Raw genomic sequence first — 18,822 nt, 5'->3', positions numbered from 1 at the left:
GAGGAAGGGTTGGGCCGGGGTTCGAGACCGAGGCCTTGGGGTTAGAATAAAAACTGGTGTTGTAACAAAATATTAAGGAACCTATGGCAGACCAGCTCATTCGTGCCACCGCCGCTGAGGGAGGAATCCGAGCCGTCGGTGTCATTACCACCCGACTAACTGAAGTGGCCCGTCAACGGCATCAACTGTCCTACGTGGCAACGGCGGCCCTGGGCCGGAGTATGGCGGCCGGGCTATTGCTGGCCTCCAGTATGAAAAAAGAAGGGTCACGGGTCAATATCCGCATTAAAGGAAATGGCCCCATGAAAGGGCTCCTTGTTGATGCGGGCCTGGATGGCACCGTGCGGGGCTACGTCCAGAATCCTCGGGTGGAATTGCCGCCAACCCCCCAAGGTAAACTGAATGTGGGCGGGGCCATTGGTTCCGAGGGCTACGTTTACGTGATCCGTGATGTGGGCTACGGTTATCCCTACTCCAGCACGGTAGAACTGGTCTCGGGGGAAATTGGCGATGACATTACCCATTACCTGGTTAGCTCCGAACAAACCCCATCGGCCCTCCTGCTAGGGGTGTTCGTCGGGGGGGAAGGGGTGACAGCGGCCGGGGGTCTGTTGATCCAAATCATGCCCAAGGCGGCTCGCGATGAAGCCTTAATTGAACTGCTGGAGTCCCGCATTGGCCCCCTCAAGGGTTTTACGCCTCTGCTCCAGGCCGGTAAATCCCTGACGGATATTTTGCACGAATTGCTGGGGGATCTCGGCCTCACCATTTTCCCGGATGTCCAACTCGTCCGCTTTGATTGCCGCTGTTCCTTTGATCGCGTGCTGGGGGCCCTCAAGATGCTCGGGGAAGACGAACTGCTAGACATGATCGAAAAGGACAATGGCGCGGAGGCCACCTGCGAGTTTTGCGGCGAAGTTTACCAGGCCAGTCGGGATCACTTGGGGCAATTAATTGCTGACCTACGCCAAGAGCAGGCGGAAGCCTAGCCCCCGTTGGCCACAAACCTATGTTACTTTTTCTGAAGTCGTCATCCTTAGAGTAGAACCTTCCTGGAGTTTCATTATGCCAGAATCCCTTAAAATCTATAGTCAATTTGGTCATCCCCTGTTGATGTGGGCCCTGCTAGGGCTATCCATCTATGCCATGGTGTTGGGTTTTCAGTCCCGTAAAATCCGTTCCGCCGATGCCGAAACTCGCAAGGAATTAATTAAGAAAGATGTGAAGACCAAGCATTATCTGGTGGGCTCGGCTCTGCTGGCCCTGATGGTGCTAGGAACCGTGGGTGGCATGGCTGTGACCTACTGGAATAATGGCAAACTCTTTGTCGGCCCCCATCTACTCGTTGGCCTAGGGATGACTACTCTGATTGCCGTGTCGGCGGCCCTGTCTCCCCTGATGCAAAAGGGTAATGAGCTGGCCCGGATCACTCATATCACCCTCAACATCACCCTGATCGGCCTCTTTGGCTGGCAAGCGGTAACAGGGGTGGAAATTGTTCAGCGCATCATCAGCAAACTCTAGGGGCCTGGGCCAAAAAGGTTTGTACCTGTTCGAACGTCGGTTGCGCCGCAATGGCTCCTGGCAGTCGAGTGGTTAAGGCCCCCACGGCACTGGCATAGCGAATAGCCTGGCTGGCGAGGGACGCCTCTTGCCACAGGCGTTCCCCAAGGGTACAGACCTGGGCCAGGAATCCGGCAACAAAAGCATCACCGGCCCCCGTTGTATCCTGGACAGCAACCGCAAAGGCGGGGATATGGCCGCCCCAAGCTCCTAAGTGATAGGAACAGCCCTTGGCCCCCGCAGTTACCAGAACGCCCCGCAGGTTCGGATACTGGTTTTGAATAGTCTGGGGGTCAGTGGTGTGAAAAAGCCATTCTGCCTCTTCGTCAGTACATTTGAGAATATCGACATCCTTCAGCAGGGCCTTAATGATGTCAGGGGCCTGGTTGGGTTCAGGCCAAAACACCGGCCGCCAATTGATATCCAGGAATATTTGAACCTGTTGTCCTCGGGCCTGTTGCAGGGCCTGGCGGATGGCTTCAGCACTGGGATGGCTCGCTAGGCCTAGGGTTCCCAAGACTAAGTACTGCGCTGACTGAAATAGAAAAGCCGGAAACAAGTCGGCCCGGAGTTGCGTATCGGCAAAATCCGTGGTGGCAGTGGCGCCAAAACCCGCAAATTGACGCTCACCCTCTGGAGTCCGGGTAACGTAGACTTGCCGAGTTGGCCAGCCCGGCACCACCTGGAGTCCGCCGAGCTCGACTCCTACGGCTTGTAGGACTGCCGTCAGTGCTTGACCGAGGCCATCGTCTCCCACACAACCAATAAAGCCAGCAGGAATGCCCAACTTCACCAGACCACAGGCCACGTTAGCCGGTGCGCCGCCTGGATAGCGAGTCCAGGACTGGACTTGGGAAAATTCAAAGCCGCTTTGATCGGCGAGGCAGTCGTACAACATTTCACCGAGGCAGAGAACTTGGGGAGCCGTTATCATCATGGGTCTTGCTAGAGAAGGTCAGGGGTCAGCTTTTCGATCCAAGGTTGGGCGCTGGGATGATGCCCCATCTCCGCTTGCAAAGCTTGTCGCTCGGCCATTTCAAAATCGGCAAAGTCAAAGCCGGGGGCTACGGTACACCCCACCAGACTGTAGCCACTACCCAGGGGACAATAGGCCCCAAACCACCAACCGGCGGGGACAACCCACTGGAGTATTTCTCCAGCCAGTAGATCCGGGCCAAGTTGAGTTGTTTTTAAGCCTTGGTCAGGATGCATCTGCACGATGGTTAAAGGGCCACCTAAATAAAAATGCCAGACTTCATCAGCGGCAATGCGATGGAGGCAAGAGATTCCGCCTTCCGGCAACAAAAAATAAATGGCCGTTGAGAATTGACGCTCTCCCTGAAAACGGGGCGGTAAAACGGACTGGGGAATACTTTCCGGGGCCCGGTAAGTTTCGCGAAAATAACCCCCTTCAGGATGGGGACTCAGCTGCAAATGGTCGATCAGGGTTTGCAATGCCGGTAGGGGAAGGGGATTCATCATGGTGAACGCTCAGAGTAGGGTTTTGGCCTTGAGACGGAGATACTGGTCAACCAATTGTTGACTGACTTGGGACGCGGGGGCATCCAGAACCAGGCCGCCCCGTTGCTTCAGTTTCGCCAGGGCCACCCGGCGTTGCTCTAGCAAATGACGAGCAACGGCTTGACGATAGGCCTGGCTAATGGTCTGAATTGGCATTTCGGCCAACTGGTCTACCTGGGGGTCACGCAGAGTGACGCAAAAGGGCAGATAGCGGGGCATGAGCCGCACCAGGGCCGCCAAGAGTTCCGCCGAGGCAGTTTCATCAATTAGATCCGTGATCACTACCACCAGGGCCCGACGGGTTTGTTGACTTACCAGACGAGAGATGGCCCCGACGTAATCCGGTTCCTGGAGGACAGGTTGGAGCGGGCTCACGGTGTCTAGCATTAGGGAAAGTCGGGCCAGGCCCCGTTCCGGTGGAAGCCAAGCGGCAATCTGTTGATCAAATACGCCTAAACCGACTCGGTCGCCGCGATGCAGGGCCGCCAGGGCCAAGGCCAGGGCCGTATTCAGGCCCCAATCAAAGCGTTGCAGGCCAGCGACTTGAGCCGTCATTAAGCGGCCCCGGTCGAGCAAGATCATCACTGTTTGTTCTCGGTCGGGTTCCAGGACACGGACGAGGGGCCGGGCCCGCCGGGCCGTTGCTTTCCAATCGACGTAGCGGAGGTCATCCCCCTGTTGATAGTCGCGCAATTCCGTAAATTCTGTGCCTAGGCCCAGTCGTCTCGCTTGGCGCAGGTTACCCGAACTCTCCAACGTTAAGCGAATACTGAGGGATTTCAAGGCCATGAGGTCAGGATGAACCGCCACGCTGGTCGTCGCTGGAATCCGCCAGTCTTGCCAACTCAGGCCCCAGGGCCCCAACTGGCGCACCTGGATTTGCCCCCATGGGTACTGGCCCCGTTGGTTAGGCTGGAGGCTATAGCTGAGAATCTGTTGAGAACGCGGCTGTAGAGCGGCGCGGAGGGTATGCTGAGAAACAATAAATTGACTGGGGTAGGCATCCCGAATCCAGACCCGAGCAGCCTGTCCTTGACTGGTCAAGCTAAGGTGAATGACATTATCCCGCCCAATGGAAAGGGGGCCAAAGGGCAAACGCTGAACCTGTATCCGTTGTTTTCTGGCCTGGCGGGCATCGATTAGCCCGAAGGTAATTAAGACGACATCGTAGAGGCCCAACCCTCCCAGGGCAATGCCTTGGCCAAAACCCTGGGCTAAGCCCATGGCCAGGAGGCCCCCCAGGGCCAGCAACAAATAAAAGCGGAGGGTGGGCACCATGGGCCTAGTCCTGCTCGGCTAGCCAGCGCACGGCATCCTTGGCGTGGTAAGTCAGGATCAGATCGGCTCCGGCCCGTTTAAAGCTGGTCAGGGTTTCCAGGGTGACTTTTTTCTCATCAATCCAGCCATTGAGGGCCGCCGCTTTGACCATGGAATATTCCCCGGAAACGTTGTAGGCGGCCACGGGCAGATTGGTGATTTCTTTGACGCGCCAGATAATGTCCATGTAGGACAGGGCCGGTTTAACCATCAGCATATCGGCCCCTTCCAGCATATCCAATTCCACCTCCTTCAGGGCCTCCCGGCCATTGCCGGGGTCCATCTGGTAGGTACGGCGGTCGCCAAACTGGGGCGAAGACTCGGCGGCATCGCGGAAGGGGCCATAGTAGGCGGAAGCGTACTTGGCGGCGTAGGAAAGAATGGGCGTATCCCCGAAACCCGCTTCATCCAAACCCTCCCGAATAGCCTGGACAAAGCCATCCATCATGCCGGAGGGCGCAATAATATCGGCCCCAGCCCGGGCCTGGGAAACCGCCGTTTTTTTCAGTAGTTCTAGGGTGGGGTCGTTTAAGACGCGGCCGGTTAAATCCCCCGTTTCGAGATAGCCACAATGGCCATGGCTGGTATATTCACACAGACAGGTATCGGCAATGACCACCAGGTTGGGAACCGCTTGCTTGACGGCTGTAGCCGCTTTTTGGACAATGCCGCAATCATGCCAGGCTCCGGTGGCATCATTATCTTTATCTTCGGGAATGCCAAACAAAATGATCGCCGGAATCCCCAGGTCATAAACTTCCTTCGCTTCCTCGACAATTTTATCCACCGAAAGTTGATACACCCCCGGCATCGATTTTACTTCCTGGGCCACACTGGTTCCCGGCACAGCAAAGAGGGGATAAATTAAATCATTCGCCGTTAAAACCGTTTCCCGCACCATACGGCGCAGGGGAGCAGTTTGGCGGAGGCGGCGGGGACGAGTCACAGGAAACATAGGCTAAGGAGTAATGTTAAACGGTCAATTTACTAAAGTTATCAGTCTACGGCGATCCTAGAGGGGCCTAGGGTTTCCCGTTACCTTTTGTAATATTTGGCGAAACGGCCGAGTGGCAAGCCTTAACTTCAGTACAATGAAGGCGGAATTTTGGGAAATCTGTATTGCGCGTCAGCCTATGGCCCTTGTGAACTGGTGGCAACAACTAAATCAATGGACAAGTCAACAGGCCCTACAGGCCCTGGAACGAGCCTACCAAGCGGCCCTGGCTATCCAGGCCCTAGAGCTAGCGCATTTTGGTGGTGGCAAAATTAGCCCAACAACCGAGATTGGCCAAAGCACCTACCAATATTTCAAAATCAGCCTTGACCGGGAATTACGGCGCGTCCGTCTCAATCTTCTGCAATTTCAGGGGGGCAAGACCTGGCTGGCTAACCTCAGTGCTTCCTCAACAGTCTCGACCCCGGAAGACGAGATTCTGCAACGCCTCAGCACTATTGAGGCCATTGTGGGCAAGTATCGAACAACGGAAGAAGACCTAGGGCTAGAGGGGGTTCCGATGGCCCCGCAGACAAGTACGACCGAAGATTCTGAACATCGCTCGCTCCTCACCCCCATGACCGATGAAAAAACGGGGCAGAAAACCTGGGGAATCCGCCGGCCCTTTGACCCCAATTCAGAGCAGGAAATTGTCCAGCAATTTCGTCAACTCCGACAACAGCGGAAAATTGCCCTGCGTTTTTTGATTGTTTTGGTGATTGTGCCAGTGTTGGTTCAGACCTTGTCTAAAAACTTGATTTTTAGCCCGATTTTCAATCATCTGAGGATTCAATCTGTCAAATTAGAAGAAATCGAGTTTAAGCAGGAAATTATTCAGGAATCAATTGAGGAATTTGTTCACTTTAAAGAAGGTCTGGAGATTTATGAACTGCTCAAAGGAGAAGACAGTCACCTAGATAAAACGGAACGACTACGGGAAAAGGCCCAGGAAATTATTCTCCAAGCCGCTCGTCGCAGTCAGGAGGGCGTTAAAAATATTTTTGCGGATCTGACTTCTTTGGCTGCTTTCGTTTTGCTGGTTATCGTCTTTCGCCGGCAGTTTACCATTGCTCGCCAGTTCCTTAGTCGCTACTTTTTAGGACTCAGTGATGTCACCAAGGTCTTTATTTTCATCTTGCTAACGGATACCTTTGTGGGCTTTCACTCAGCAGAAGGTTGGGAAGTGATTTTAGGAACATTAATGACTCATTTAGGTATTCCCGAAAATCGCAACTTTATTTTTCTCTTTATTGCAACGATACCCGTTATTCTGGACTCCATTTTTAAGTTGCTGATTTTTAACTACTTTACCCGCCAATCGCCTTCTGCCGTTGCCATCCTGGAGAAGATGCAAAAGTAAGGCCCTGGTTAACTGTCCAATTTAGGCTGGATAGATACGGAGACGACGGTTAGGTTCTTCGCCAAAACTATCGGACTGGAGACGGTAATGTTCCACTAATTCGTGTTGCATTTTACGCACCTTGGGGGAACGGGGCAGGAGTTCCACCGGTTGCCCGGTAGGAATAACGATCTGCTCCACCGCTAACCGGGCCTCTTCCAGGGCCTCCAGTTCATCATCGTCGCCACTACGGGCAAACAGTCGCAGATCGGCGGCTTCTGGGGTATGGGGGTCATCCATGCCCAGCAGACGTTTTAAGCTACGGCTAATTTGGGGAATGGTGTTGGACTTCACACCGTAGATAGGCACTTGGCGGCCCTTGGCCATTTGTCGGAGTTTGGCATGGTTTTTGACGTGGGAACGCAGGGCCACCACCGCATCTGCTGTCTGAATATCCTTGGTGATCACCACTGGCAAATTGAGCACATCAATCACTTGATCCAGTTGAGCCCGGCCGATGCCGTAGGGGTAGACGTAAATAGGCAAATCTTCCCCATTGGGGCCAGGAATGCGTACCTTGTCGCCTTCACTTTCGGGTTGTTGCCAGGACTGCTCTAGGAGATGGTCAAAATCATGGCTCGGGGCCGTTGAGGTCAAGGGACTCAAGGGGGCCATGCGGCCCGAGGCCCGCCATCCTGTTGGCCGGGGCGTTTCCGGCATAAAAGATGGCACAGAGCGGGAATAACTGGGGCTGGGGGCCGGCGGCGCTTCTTGAATAACCTGGACAGCCCCCTGCTCATCCACGGTGCGGATCTGCTGGCCGGGTTCCTTGCCCCGCAGAAGGGTGTCAATGGTCTGGGCCACATCGGGATGAATCACCCATTTTTGCCGCTCTAGCATTTCGATAGCAATACTGAACGTTGGCGGGGCCTTGCGTTCCAAAACGGTTTTTTGGGAACCCCGACGGCGGGCCTCCTCATCCCCGAGGGTTACGGCCTGAATGCCGCCAATCAGGTCAGAAAGGGTGGGGTTTTTGATCAGATTTTCCAAGCGATTACCGTGGGCCGTTCCCACCAGTTGTACACCGCGTTCCGCAATCGTGCGAGCGGCCAGGGCCTCGAGTTCCGTGCCAATTTCATCAATGACGATCACTTCCGGCATATGGTTTTCCACCGCTTCGATCATCACCTGGTGTTGCAGTTCCGGTCGCGCCACCTGCATCCGTCGGGCCCGGCCAATGGCCGGATGGGGAATATCACCATCACCCGCAATTTCGTTAGAGGTATCAATAATCACCACCCGTTTATTCAGATCATCGGCCAAAACCCGCGCAATTTCCCGGAGTGCCGTTGTTTTGCCTACCCCTGGCCTACCTAGTAGTAAAAGGGATTCCCCAGTTTCCACCAGGTCTTGAATCATCGTAATCGTGCCAAAGATGGCCCTGCCCACCCGACAGGTCAGGCCAATGATTTCATCGGTGCGGTTGCGAATGGCACTGATACGGTGCAGGGTTCTCTCAATGCCGGCCCGATTATCACTGCTAAAGAGGCCCACTCGTGCGATGGAGTACTGCAAATCGGCCTTGGTGATCGGAGTTTCGCTCAAATAAATGGCTCCCTGGGGAAAGCGGGCCTCTGGAAAACGGCCGAGATCCATGACCACTTCGATTAAATTATCCCGTTGGGGATGCTCAACCAGGATGGAACGAATGGGTAGGGGAAGAATATCCAGTAATTGAAAAAGATCGTCGGTGGTCTGAGTCCGTGGGCTTAAGACTGATTCTGGCATTACGGATGGAAGCGGCGCGTTGTAAGTTTGAAGATAACAAAATTTGGGGGAAGATGGGCAAAACCCTATGTTTTAGCCAGACTTTTTCCGACCTTTGCTTTCAAGGTGGTTATCAAGGGTTGGACGCAGGCCAGGGCCGATTGCAGAAGGTCTGGGTACTGTTCTAGCTTCAACAATGGGAACTGCTGGGGAGAAACCTGATGTTCGAGGTGAGAAACCAGTAGAGTGCGGGCAAAACTACCGTAGGCCACGCCATGGATATGGGGCCGCTGGGGAGCTAGGAGCTTTAAGGTGTCTAATTTCGTGACCGTGTGGGCGTTGGTACCACCGGCTAATTGCACAAAGCCCGGCAGGCCCGAAGCCAAGACCTGTTGGGCAAAGCGAATCGTGGCATGGGTCGTTCCTCGGCCAATATCCCCACTCATGGGACGGCCATCGGTTTGCCAGAGCAGAGGAATGGTCAAAGACTTTAGATGGCCGTAGAGTGTTTGCAGATAATCTAAGGCCTGGGGATGGGCCGGACAACTAATAGCTAAGAGCCTGAGTTGGTGCGACCAGGGGGCAATGGCTTGCCACAATTGGCTAAATTCGGTGTCGTGGCCGACTTGGGTATGGAGTTCAATGGCATCAATTAGGCCCTCCGCTAGCCAGGGTTGGATCTGGCCCGGCTGAACTCGGTGGGATTGTGTATTAATCAGTCCCAGAGGACAGAGGGGCAAACAACGACCACAGCCGTAGCATTTTTCTGCTAACACACCGGTTTGATCAATAGCCTGGGCCGGACAGATGCCCTCACAGGGCCGGGAACAATCAGCGGGACAAAGATTGGCTGAAAAGAAAGCCTTACGGAAATGAGGGTCTTCTCCATCATTCAGACTGACCATTAACCAGGGTAACTCCCGACGAGCAGAAAGGTGTTGGGCCACGGTCATGCCTTCCCGCACCGCTGAAATCACTGCGAGATCAGCGGCGCAATCAATACAATCCACTCCGGCCAAGCTGTATACCAGGGCCAAATTACGGAGGGCCGGCAAATCTTGGTAACTGGCCCCGCAGATTAACTTAACCCAGTGCCCTTGTTGAAGAGAGTCGAGGGGAGCAGTCGAGGTCAGGAGAGAGGGAAGGGTCATCAGTACAAATTGAGTTGCAATAGTTCAATTCTATACTGGGGATTCTTCTCCACGTTGTTGAACCAGCTCAATGGCTAATTGGATGGCGGCCTGGAGGCTATCGGGCCGCGCCATGCCCTTGCCCGCAATATCAAAGGCGGTGCCGTGGTCGGGAGAGGTGCGCACAAAGGGCAGGCCGATAGTTGTATTAATGGCCTGGTCAAAGGCCAGAAGTTTTACCGGAATCAGACCCTGGTCATGGTACAGGGCCAGATAAGCATCAATTTCTGACGCTTGGGCCTGCTTGAACCAAGCCTGGCCCGCTGTCACCCAGAGGGTATCCGGTGGCACAGGGCCCAGTAATCGGGCCTGGGGATAACGCACCCGCATGGTGTCTAGCCAAGGCATGAGCCAGGCCTGTTCCTCGGTTCCCAGTTGGCCCTGTTCACCGCTGTGGGGATTCAGACCGGCAATGGCAATACAGGGCCGAATCAGGCCAAAATCCTGGTGTAAACACTGTAAAAGAAGTTCTAGTTTATCGGTCATCAGGGCCGGTGTTAGGGCCTGGGGAACTTGGTGCAGGGGAATATGGGTAGTAGCCAGCAAAGTCCGCAGAGTCCATCCCGTCATGGGGGAACGGCCAATGAAGAGCATCCCAAACTGCTTAACACCGGCCCGTTGGGCCAGCACTTCGGTTTGGCCCGGAAAATCATAGCCGGCTAATTTCCAGGCCACTTTGGCAATGGGGGCCGTGACAATGCCCTGGAACTGGCCCGCCAGGGTGGCCTGAATCGCACAGTCTAGGCTTTGAAAACTGACTTGTCCACTGGCGGCGTTTCCTTGACCGATTTGAATTTGAGTGCCTTGCTCTGCGGAACAATCCACGTCCAACCAGGCAAATTGGTCGGGATGGGCCAGGGTCAGGCCCTGGGATTGGAGTTGGCTGTAGGTGTCTAGCAATAACCGACGACAACCGACGAGGGTAATCTCAGCCCGTTGGCTTAGGGTCGGATTGGCCAAGGCCTTAAGGGCCACCTCAGGGCCGATGCCAGCGGGATCACCAAGGGTCAGGGCAAGTTGGGGCAGGGGCATGGGGGCGGAGTCCTGTGGGATAATACCACTATCAATGATTTTGAACCCTGGTACTAGGCCGATTCGCCTGGAGCAGGACGACATTCATTTTTTTGTAATTTTTTTTCAAAACTATCGAGGAGACACTATGACCGCAGAGAGCATGTTAACCAATGGTGCTTTTTTGCTCATTGGCTTGACCTTAGCCGGCCTGGCCTGGGGCTTTGTAATTATCAAATTACAAGGCAGTGAAGAATAAATCCGCTGACTCCCCGCGATCACTCAGCGGATGAGCGGTGTTGCTGTGCTTTTCCCCTGGCCCTGGTGCTGGGGGAAATGTTTTTGGGGGGTGCAGAGAATAGGCAACCCATAGTCAAGATCAAGACTAATCTTTGTTAATTTTCCCTATTTGCGGCAAGGAGGCGGTTTTGGGTTGATCGGGCTGTGAGATAACCTAAGATACTGGTTTCGGTGTAAACAGTTTTACCCATTTTTATTTTGGCAGGGTTCGACATTGGCCTTGGAAGCGGAGTAGGTGGTCGCACAATACCAGGGCCACCATGGCTTCGACCATCGGGACAGCGCGGGGTAAAACACAGGGATCGTGACGGCCTCTGGCGGCAAGGGTGGTTTCCTCCCCTGTTTGGGTGACGGTGTTTTGTTCTTTACCAATGGTAGCGGTGGGCTTAAAGGCCACTCGGAGAGTAATCATTTCACCGTTGCTAATGCCCCCTTGTACCCCTCCCGAACGGTTAGTACGGGTACGCCAGTCGCCAGTCTCATCTTGATAAAATTCATCGTTGTGTTCACTACCTGTCAAGAGGGTTCCGGCAAAACCTGAGCCGATTTCAAAGCCCTTGGTGGCGGGTAAAGACATGACTGCCTTGGCTAGATCCGCTTCCAGTTTGTCAAAAACTGGCTCCCCCAGACCCTTAGGAACATTGCGAACGACGCACTCTACCACGCCCCCAAGAGAATCTTTCTCCCGACGAATTTGGTCAATCCGCTCAATCATTTTTTCCGCCGTCGGGCCATCGGGACAACGAACAATATTACTCTCAACCTGCTCTGGGCGGACGGTACTGGGATCAATATTGGCCTCAATGTCCTGGATACGTTGCACGTAGGCAATAATTTCAACCCCACTAAATTGGGCCAAAATTTTCTTGGCAATAGCCCCAGCGGCTACCCGGCCAATGGTTTCTCTGGCGGAGGAACGGCCCCCGCCTTGCCAGTTACGAATACCGTACTTGGCATCGTAGGTGGCATCGGCATGGGAGGGCCGGTATTTCTGGGCCATTTCGTCGTAGTCCTGGGAACGGGCATCCTTATTTCTTACCAGGATGGCAATGGGCGTACCCAGGGTCTGGCCTTGGAAAACCCCCGACAAAATCTCGCAAATATCACTTTCTTGACGAGGGGTCGTGATTTTGCTCTGGCCAGGACGACGGCGGTCGAGGTCTCCTTGAATGTCAGCTTCACAGAGGGGCAAACGGGGCGGACAACCATCGATAATCACCCCAACGCCTCCCCCGTGGGATTCGCCAAAGGTCGTGACTCGAAATAAATGTCCAAAGGTATTGCCCATAGTTCTGTGTGCTGTGCTGACAAGTCTTTTATTCTAAACCTTGCGGGTATAGCGACTCAATGGACAAAAAAATCCCCCCGCCGTCTGGGCTGGAGGAGATTTCCGGCCGGTTTATACCAACACTTCAAGTTAAGGCTACAGATTTTTTCCCCCTCTGCCTACGGAACCTCCCTTGACAAGGGGACAGTGGGGTCAGTTAACTATTCGGCCTCTGGTGTAGGAGCGTTACGGGCCGATTCTTCAAAGAAATTGCTATAGACATAACCGGCGGCGATAGCGCCCGCGATAGGTGCAATCCAGAAGAGCCACAGTTGGCCAATCAGTTCTACGTTGCCGCAAAATAGCGCAACACCAGTACTACGAGCTGGATTAACCGATGTGTTAGTGATAGGAATGCTGATGAGGTGAATCAGGGTTAAAGCCAGGCCAATGGGAACCGGGGCAAAACCTTGGGGGGCTCTCCGGTCAGTGGCCCCGAGAATAACTAACAGGAACATAAAAGTCAGGACGAGTTCCGTAATGGCCGCTGAGACCAAGCCAAAACCCTGGGGAGAATGAGCCCCAAAACCATTCGTCGCTAAAGGATTGCCTCCCTTAAAAACAGCTTCGAAAATCGCAGCGGGGGAGCCTTGAAGAATGATATAAATCAGCAACCCAGCGATTGTTGCGCCGAGGACTTGGGCGATGATGTAGGGCAATAGGTCTGCACTAGAGAAGCGTTTCCCCATCCACAGGCCGAAGGAAACGGCGGGATTAAAATGTCCCCCCGAGATATGACCAAAAGCATAAGCTCCTGTTAATACTGTTAAACCAAAAGCCAGGGAAACTCCCAAGAAGCCAAGGCCCAATTCATTGGTATTGGTTCCTCCAGGGACTGAAACAAAGGCGGCAAAAACTGCACTACCACAGCCTCCCAGGACAAGCCAGAAGGTGCCGATTAATTCTGCAACGTATTTTTTCATTGTTCAACTGTCCAAATCTTAAGATTTTGTAAAATCAGACGTCAGAATGGCCAAAATATAGTCATAAGGCCACGCCATAGCGCTTTTTTCTCGGATTTTCTAATCCTTACGTTAGGAAGAGCCTAGTCCCGAAAAAGTTCCAAGTCCATGCCTTTTTTTCTGAAAAAATTAGCATTTTAACGATTGTGTTCTATCTTAAGAGTCAGTTCCTTTTGTCTGTCCTATGCTTTAAGAACAGACGACCTTGATCCCCTGGCATCTCTGGCCAGAGTGCGGCTCCCGAGGGAAAGACTAGAAAGTAACCGCGTCTACACTGACAACGAACGATTATCGTGCTTCTGCATCTCTGCCTATGGCCATGACCTTCTTGACTCCCGACACTGATATAGACTTGTCGACTGCCCTTGACCACATCGAAAAACTAGAGCAGGAAAACCGAGCCCTTCTACAAGAAAACCAAGATCTGCATATTGCTTTAAGTACTATTGCCGAGCACGGGGACATGATTGAAGCATTACTTAACGATACCAATGTCAAGCTCAAGGCCGAAATTGCAGAAAAACAGCGGGCAGAAGCGAAGCTTCAAAGCTTGTTATCCTTAATTTCTCGCCAAAAAGAAGACCTAGAAATTATGGTGGAGACCATCATGCAACATGGGGATGTGGTGGATGCTCAATGGCGAGAGAAACTGTGCGAGACCGTGGAACTAGCCAACTTGGATGCCCTCACCCAAATTGCCAACCGGCGTCGCTTTGATGACCATCTCCACGAGCAGTGGCAAACCCTTGGCGCAGAGCAACAGCCTCTGGCCTTAATCCTGTGTGATATTGACCATTTCAAACAATTCAACGACTTCTATGGTCACCTCAGTGGGGACGACTGTTTACGACGGGTGGCCCAGGCATTAAGTGCCAGTCTCCGCAATCCCTACGATCTCTTTGCTCGTTACGGGGGAGAGGAGTTTGCGGCCCTCCTGCCCTACACCGATAAAGCTGGGGCTGGCCACACGGCCAAACGAATGCAGGCGACCCTGAACCTACTAGAGATTCCCCACCATCCCTCACCCATTGCAGGCCATGTCACAATGAGCTTTGGCATTGCGATTACCGTCCCCCAGGCAACGGTTGACCCTCTAAGCTTAGTGGCAATGGCGGATCACTGTCTCTACCAAGCCAAGCAACAAGGCAAAAACTGCATTGTCTGCACTCAGTCCCCTACTCCTTATTAAGTTCTGTCTAAAAAACCTATGTCTGCGTCCCCTTCCCCTGCTCCGGCCTCGGCGGAAATCTTTGGAGAGTTTCTCGATCCCGTCCCTCTTTGCCATGACTTTTTAACCCTTAATTTCACCCTCAGCGACCAATCTCGCATGCAACGTTGGCGTAATTATGGGCTGTCGGCCGACTTTCTCGGGGATTATTTTTCGTCGTTTTTTCCGGGCAAAAGTGTGGATAGTCAGGAATTAAGCGAGCAAGCCACCGTCAAGGCCTCGGTCAGTTTTATTGCCAATGAGCTCCTGGAGAATGCCGTTAAATACGGAGATCAATCTGTAACCTTGCCCATTAGCATCACCCTACGACTTTACGAAGAGGCGATTATTTTTGAGGCCAGTAATCCGATTGATGAAGGGGCCGCCCAAAAATATCAGGCCTTTATCCGTCAATTAATCGAGAGTGACCCGGCCCAACTCTACTTCGAGCAATTAGAAAAAACCGCCATGGGGGCGGGGGAATCCCACATTGGCCTGTTAACCATGATCTACGACTATGAAGCCCGCTTTGGCTGGCGATTTACTCCAGTGGTAGACCAACCGAATCGTCTATGGGTCTCAGTTATGGTGCATCTAGCCATCTGATGCCCTCAATTTTGACCACAACTTAGGAAAATGCCCCCCAGTCCCATGGGCCTTGCTTTTGACCAAGCTGAATGCACTACACAATAAGGAGATAGGCGTGGAACATATCACCGAAATTAGTACCCCCGACTACTGTGTTCGCTACGAGCCCGAGACAGCAACGATTTTTTGCCAGGGTTTTCTCCGTCTTGAAGGTATGGCCGAATATAAACCCCTGATGGAGATGATGTTACAGGCCGTGGAAACGTCACCCAGTCTGACCCTGAATTTAGAATCCCTAGAGTTTCTCAACAGTTCAGGCATTAGTATGCTGTCGATGTTGGTCGTCAAAATTCGTGAAAAAGGGAACATTCAGCTCACGCTACAGGGCTCTAAAAATATTCTTTGGCAAACCAAGTCTCTCCGTAACCTACAGCGCTTGATGCCCCAACTCAACCTGGTGTTACTCTAATCCTGCTGGGCCGGTTGTCCTTTCGTTTAGAGACAAGGGTTGATTATTGCGGGTCTTTTGGGGAGCAAATCTGCCAGCATTCCGTGGCAATGGCCCAGTCTTCTTCGGTGCGAATAATTAAGACCTGTACCGTGGACTCCGGCTGAGAAATGATTGTATTGGCAACGGATTGAGCATTTTTAATCGGGTCTAACTGGAGACCCAGAAATTCAAAGCCTTGACAAACCTGTTCCCGCACCAGGGCCGAATTTTCTCCCACCCCAGCCGTAAACACGAGTACGTCTAGGCCTCCCAAGGAAGCTAGCATCTGGCCGAGGCAGGCCCGAAAACGATGAATATACATGGCAAAGGCTAGTTCGGCTTGAGGATTTCCCTCTGCCTGCGCCTGGAGAATGGTTCTCAGATCCGCCGATAGGCCAGAAACCCCCTTGAGACCGGATTGTTTATTTAAAATTTCGTTGAGTTGTTCCGGTTGATAACTCTGTTCTCGTAACAGATAGAGCAAAATGGCCGGGTCAATGGAGCCACTACGGGCCCCCATCATCAGGCCCTCTAGAGGCGTAAAACCCATGGTGGTATCAATGCTTTGGCCATTTTGAATGGCCGCTAGGGAGGCCCCATTACCAATGTGGCAGGTAATCATTTTGAGGCTGTCAAGGGGCTGGGCCAAGAGTTGGGCGGCCTGGTGGGCACAGTAGCGATGGCTCGTCCCATGAAAACCATAGCGACGAATGCCGAGATCCGTCCAGGCCTGGGGAATGGGGTACAGGGCGGCGGCGGCCGGAAGGGTGCGGTGGAAGGCCGTATCAAACACGGCAATTTGCACAACATCACCGAGGATGGCTTCGATGGCCTCAATTCCTTCCAGGTGGGCCGGATTATGGGCCGGGGCCAGAGGAATCAGGGCCGCAATGGTGGCCTTGACAGCTGGGGTAATAGGAGTAGCCTCCGCGTAATCGAGACCGCCGTGAACGACCCGATGGCCTACACAGTCAATTTCGGCTAAGTTGGCCAGCACAGACTTTTCTCCTGTTGTCAACGTTTGGAGCATTTGCGCAATGCCCTGGCGACGATCACTGCTGGCTAGCGGTAGGGTTTGTTTTTGGCCCCGAGCCTTGAGGGTTAACTGGCCCTGGCCCCTTGGCCCTGTCCAATCAATGAAGGCTTCCCAGAGGGGTTCCGGGGGATGGGGCGGCAAAACAGGGCCATTGAGGTCGTAGAGACAACTCTTTTGGCTACTGGAGCCGGCATTGAGAACCAAGATTTTCATGGTTATTTTAGAGACAGGCTGTCTTCCATGCTAAGGACACTTGCTTAAGCTGGGGTAATCAAAGGGCCGATTCCTGGCCGACACTCTCGGGTAAAATGGGGGCATTGAACTGGCTTTAGCAATTTTTTTGGTTAATTCACCCACAATGAACAAGAGCGAGCGTCGCGTTTTTTTATTGGATTTTGAAAAGCCTCTCCACGAGCTAGAGGAAAAAATTCACCAAATCCGCGAACTGGCCAAGGAAGAGAATGTGGATGTTTCTGACCAAATTGCCCAACTAGAAAGCCGAGCCGATCAACTCCGTCAAGAAATTTTTGGCAATCTGAATCCGTCCCAACGGTTGCAATTAGCCCGTCATCCCCGGCGGCCTAGCACCCTCGACTACATCCAAGCGATTACGGATGATTGGTTTGAGATGCACGGTGACCGGGGCGGCTACGATGACCCGGCCCTAGTGGGGGGCGTAGCCCGGTTAGAGGGCCGGCCCGTGGTCATTCTGGGGCATCAGAAGGGGCGCGATACCAAGGATAATGTGGTGCGGAACTTTGGCATGCCAGCCCCCAACGGCTACCGCAAGGCCCTGCGCCTGATGGAGCACGCCGAGCAATTTGGGATGCCCATTATTACCTTCATTGATACCCCTGGGGCCTGGGCTGGGGTCGAGGCGGAAAAACTCGGCCAAGGGGAAGCCATTGCCTATAATCTGCGACAAATGTTTAGTTTTAATGTGCCCATCCTCTGTACGGTCATTGGTGAAGGCGGCTCTGGAGGGGCCCTGGGCATTGGCGTAGGCGACCGCGTTTTAATGCTAGAGCATGCCGTCTATACCGTGGCAACCCCTGAAGCCTGTGCCGCGATCCTCTGGAAGGATGCCAAGAAATCGCCCCAGGCCGCTGTGGCCTTAAAAATCACCTCGAAGGATCTTAAGGAACTACAAATCATAGATGAAATTGTGCCTGAACCCTCTGGGGCGGCCCATACCAATCCTTTAGCTACGGCTCAGCAACTTAAGCAGGCCCTGTTGACGAATCTGGAAAATTTATCCCATCTGACCCCCCAGCAACGTCGGCAACTACGCTACCAAAAATTCCGGGCCATGGGCCAGTTCTTGGAAAGTTAATCCATCCCCGGAGCTTGCATAATCCCAAGGAACAGCGATGATATAATAGCCGAGGCGAAAGTTTACAATTCTTAACCATCCCTTAAGTTTCTTTGCTCTGGCCCTGGAACCGAGCCCACCGCAGAACCTCTCCTTGTCTATGAATTCTTCCTTACACCATCAGCGAGCCATTATTACCGGTGCCAGTAGCGGCATTGGTCAAGCCACTGCCCTTGCCTTTGCCCAAGCTGGCTGTCGCGTTGCCTTGCTGGGACGTTCGGCAGATAAGTTGCAGGGCGTTGTGGAGCAAATTCGTCAAGCTGGTGGTGAAGCCCAGGCCTACTGTCTGGATCTGAGTCAGCTTGATTCTATTGCATCCCAGATGACAGCGATTGCAGAGGACTTCGGCCCGGTGGATATTTTAGTGAATAATGCGGGGATGGGCTATACCAACTCTCTGCAACAAACCTCTCTGGCCGACTGGAGGATGGTTCTAGACCTTAACCTAACCAGTATTTTCCAGGTCACCATGGCTGTCCTGGCAACCATGCGGCCCCAGAAGCATGGCATCGTCATCAATGTAGGTTCCATTGCGGCCCACCATGCCTTTGCAGGATGGGGGGCCTACTGCATTAGTAAATCCGCCTTGGCCATGTTCTCCCAGGTATTAGCCCTAGAGGAAAGGCACCATGGAATTCGGGTAACAACCATTTTTCCAGGGTCAACCAATACCCCCATCTGGGACACGGCCACGGTTCAAGCCGATTTCGACCGGACTCAAATGTTAACGCCGGAGATTGTAGCCCAGGCCATTCTCCAGACGGCGCTTTTGCCCTCGTCCGCCGTCATTGAGTCCCTGACCCTAATGCCCAGCGCAGGAACCTTTTAATTTCCCTAC

19 protein-coding genes are annotated in these 18,822 nt (G+C 53.4%); 9 read left to right on the top strand and 10 right to left on the bottom strand.

All coding sequences use genetic code 11. The features are described from left to right. Nucleotides 1–83 precede the first annotated feature (83 nt). Both hslO and ABXS88_RS13200 read left to right on the top strand, forming a co-directional pair. Nucleotides 84–989, top strand: coding sequence for an Hsp33 family molecular chaperone HslO (hslO, locus tag ABXS88_RS13205; RefSeq protein ID WP_353672506.1), 906 nt, complete (start codon nucleotides 84–86; stop codon nucleotides 987–989). A 76-nt stretch (nucleotides 990–1,065) separates the two neighbouring features. Further along, a complete protein-coding gene (locus ABXS88_RS13200; RefSeq protein WP_353672505.1) occupies nucleotides 1,066–1,524 on the top strand; it encodes a DUF4079 domain-containing protein in 459 nt (152 codons plus the stop codon). Here ABXS88_RS13200 and ABXS88_RS13195 read toward each other — a convergent pair. From ABXS88_RS13195 to hemB, 4 genes are read right to left on the bottom strand one after another with little or no spacing between them, the layout of a single operon-like run. Further along, nucleotides 1,511–2,500, bottom strand: coding sequence for a carbohydrate kinase (locus tag ABXS88_RS13195; protein ID WP_353672504.1), 990 nt, complete (start codon nucleotides 2,498–2,500; stop codon nucleotides 1,511–1,513). The genes ABXS88_RS13200 and ABXS88_RS13195 overlap by 14 nt on opposite strands. Nucleotides 2,501–2,508: 8 nt before the next feature. Continuing rightward, on the bottom strand, nucleotides 2,509–3,045 hold the full coding sequence (locus ABXS88_RS13190) for a cupin domain-containing protein (RefSeq protein WP_353672503.1): 537 nt from the start codon (nucleotides 3,043–3,045) through the stop codon (nucleotides 2,509–2,511). Nucleotides 3,046–3,054: 9 nt separating this feature from the next. Continuing rightward, a complete protein-coding gene (locus ABXS88_RS13185; RefSeq protein WP_353672502.1) occupies nucleotides 3,055–4,362 on the bottom strand; it encodes a DUF58 domain-containing protein in 1,308 nt (435 codons plus the stop codon). Between the two features lie 4 nt (nucleotides 4,363–4,366). Beyond that, on the bottom strand, nucleotides 4,367–5,356 hold the full coding sequence (gene hemB, locus ABXS88_RS13180; RefSeq protein WP_353672501.1) for a porphobilinogen synthase: 990 nt from the start codon (nucleotides 5,354–5,356) through the stop codon (nucleotides 4,367–4,369). Between the two features lie 178 nt (nucleotides 5,357–5,534). Here hemB and ABXS88_RS13175 point away from each other — a divergent pair, with 178 nt between their 5' ends. Then, entirely contained in the window at nucleotides 5,535–6,755 is a 1,221-nt protein-coding gene (locus ABXS88_RS13175; protein ID WP_353672500.1) for a CemA protein, read from the top strand. Between the two features lie 21 nt (nucleotides 6,756–6,776). Here ABXS88_RS13175 and ABXS88_RS13170 read toward each other — a convergent pair whose 3' ends face one another. The 3 genes from ABXS88_RS13170 to pdxA form a co-directional block, all read right to left on the bottom strand. Continuing rightward, nucleotides 6,777–8,522: a R3H domain-containing nucleic acid-binding protein gene (locus ABXS88_RS13170; protein WP_353672499.1), complete on the bottom strand. Its 1,746-nt coding sequence runs from the start codon at nucleotides 8,520–8,522 to the stop codon at nucleotides 6,777–6,779. Nucleotides 8,523–8,587: 65 nt separating this feature from the next. Next, entirely contained in the window at nucleotides 8,588–9,652 is a 1,065-nt protein-coding gene (ldpA, locus tag ABXS88_RS13165) for a circadian clock protein LdpA (RefSeq protein ID WP_353672498.1), read from the bottom strand. A gap of 30 nt (nucleotides 9,653–9,682) precedes the next feature. After that, nucleotides 9,683–10,723: a 4-hydroxythreonine-4-phosphate dehydrogenase PdxA gene (pdxA, locus tag ABXS88_RS13160; protein WP_353672497.1), complete on the bottom strand. Its 1,041-nt coding sequence runs from the start codon at nucleotides 10,721–10,723 to the stop codon at nucleotides 9,683–9,685. A 127-nt stretch (nucleotides 10,724–10,850) separates the two neighbouring features. On the opposite strand from pdxA, the gene ABXS88_RS13155 reads away from it, so the two are divergent. Next, on the top strand, nucleotides 10,851–10,961 hold the full coding sequence (locus ABXS88_RS13155) for a PetM family cytochrome b6-f complex subunit 7 (RefSeq protein ID WP_353672496.1): 111 nt from the start codon (nucleotides 10,851–10,853) through the stop codon (nucleotides 10,959–10,961). Between the two features lie 234 nt (nucleotides 10,962–11,195). Here the strand turns inward: ABXS88_RS13155 and aroC are convergent, their stop codons facing one another. Both aroC and aqpZ read right to left on the bottom strand, forming a co-directional pair. Then, entirely contained in the window at nucleotides 11,196–12,290 is a 1,095-nt protein-coding gene (gene aroC, locus ABXS88_RS13150) for a chorismate synthase (RefSeq protein WP_353672495.1), read from the bottom strand. Between the two features lie 200 nt (nucleotides 12,291–12,490). Then, nucleotides 12,491–13,252, bottom strand: coding sequence for an aquaporin Z (aqpZ, locus tag ABXS88_RS13145; RefSeq protein WP_353672494.1), 762 nt, complete (start codon nucleotides 13,250–13,252; stop codon nucleotides 12,491–12,493). Between the two features lie 358 nt (nucleotides 13,253–13,610). Between aqpZ and ABXS88_RS13140 the strand changes: the two genes are divergently transcribed. From ABXS88_RS13140 to ABXS88_RS13130, 3 genes are all read left to right on the top strand, one after another. Then, nucleotides 13,611–14,480 (top strand): diguanylate cyclase, encoded by an 870-nt coding sequence (locus tag ABXS88_RS13140; RefSeq protein WP_353672493.1) that lies wholly within the window; start codon nucleotides 13,611–13,613, stop codon nucleotides 14,478–14,480. An 18-nt stretch (nucleotides 14,481–14,498) separates the two neighbouring features. Next, nucleotides 14,499–15,104: a hypothetical protein gene (locus ABXS88_RS13135; RefSeq protein WP_353672492.1), complete on the top strand. Its 606-nt coding sequence runs from the start codon at nucleotides 14,499–14,501 to the stop codon at nucleotides 15,102–15,104. A 97-nt stretch (nucleotides 15,105–15,201) separates the two neighbouring features. Further along, nucleotides 15,202–15,555: a hypothetical protein gene (locus ABXS88_RS13130; protein WP_353672491.1), complete on the top strand. Its 354-nt coding sequence runs from the start codon at nucleotides 15,202–15,204 to the stop codon at nucleotides 15,553–15,555. Between the two features lie 43 nt (nucleotides 15,556–15,598). Here ABXS88_RS13130 and ABXS88_RS13125 read toward each other — a convergent pair whose 3' ends face one another. Continuing rightward, nucleotides 15,599–16,825 (bottom strand): acetate kinase, encoded by a 1,227-nt coding sequence (locus tag ABXS88_RS13125; RefSeq protein WP_353672490.1) that lies wholly within the window; start codon nucleotides 16,823–16,825, stop codon nucleotides 15,599–15,601. 145 nt (nucleotides 16,826–16,970) lie between these two features. Between ABXS88_RS13125 and accA the strand changes: the two genes are divergently transcribed. Next, nucleotides 16,971–17,945, top strand: coding sequence for an acetyl-CoA carboxylase carboxyl transferase subunit alpha (gene accA, locus ABXS88_RS13120; protein ID WP_353672489.1), 975 nt, complete (start codon nucleotides 16,971–16,973; stop codon nucleotides 17,943–17,945). Nucleotides 17,946–18,084: 139 nt separating this feature from the next. Further along, the gene (locus ABXS88_RS13115) at nucleotides 18,085–18,813 is read left to right on the top strand and encodes an SDR family oxidoreductase (RefSeq protein ID WP_353672488.1); all 729 of its coding nucleotides are present in this window, start codon (nucleotides 18,085–18,087) and stop codon (nucleotides 18,811–18,813) included. Nucleotides 18,814–18,822 lie beyond the last annotated feature (9 nt).

This window comes from Synechocystis sp. LKSZ1, from assembly GCF_040436315.1.
In the GTDB taxonomy this organism is placed as follows: domain Bacteria; phylum Cyanobacteriota; class Cyanobacteriia; order Cyanobacteriales; family Microcystaceae; genus Synechocystis.
The sequence above is the reverse complement of the archived record's forward strand: the minus strand, read 5'-3'. Positions and strand labels throughout refer to the sequence as shown.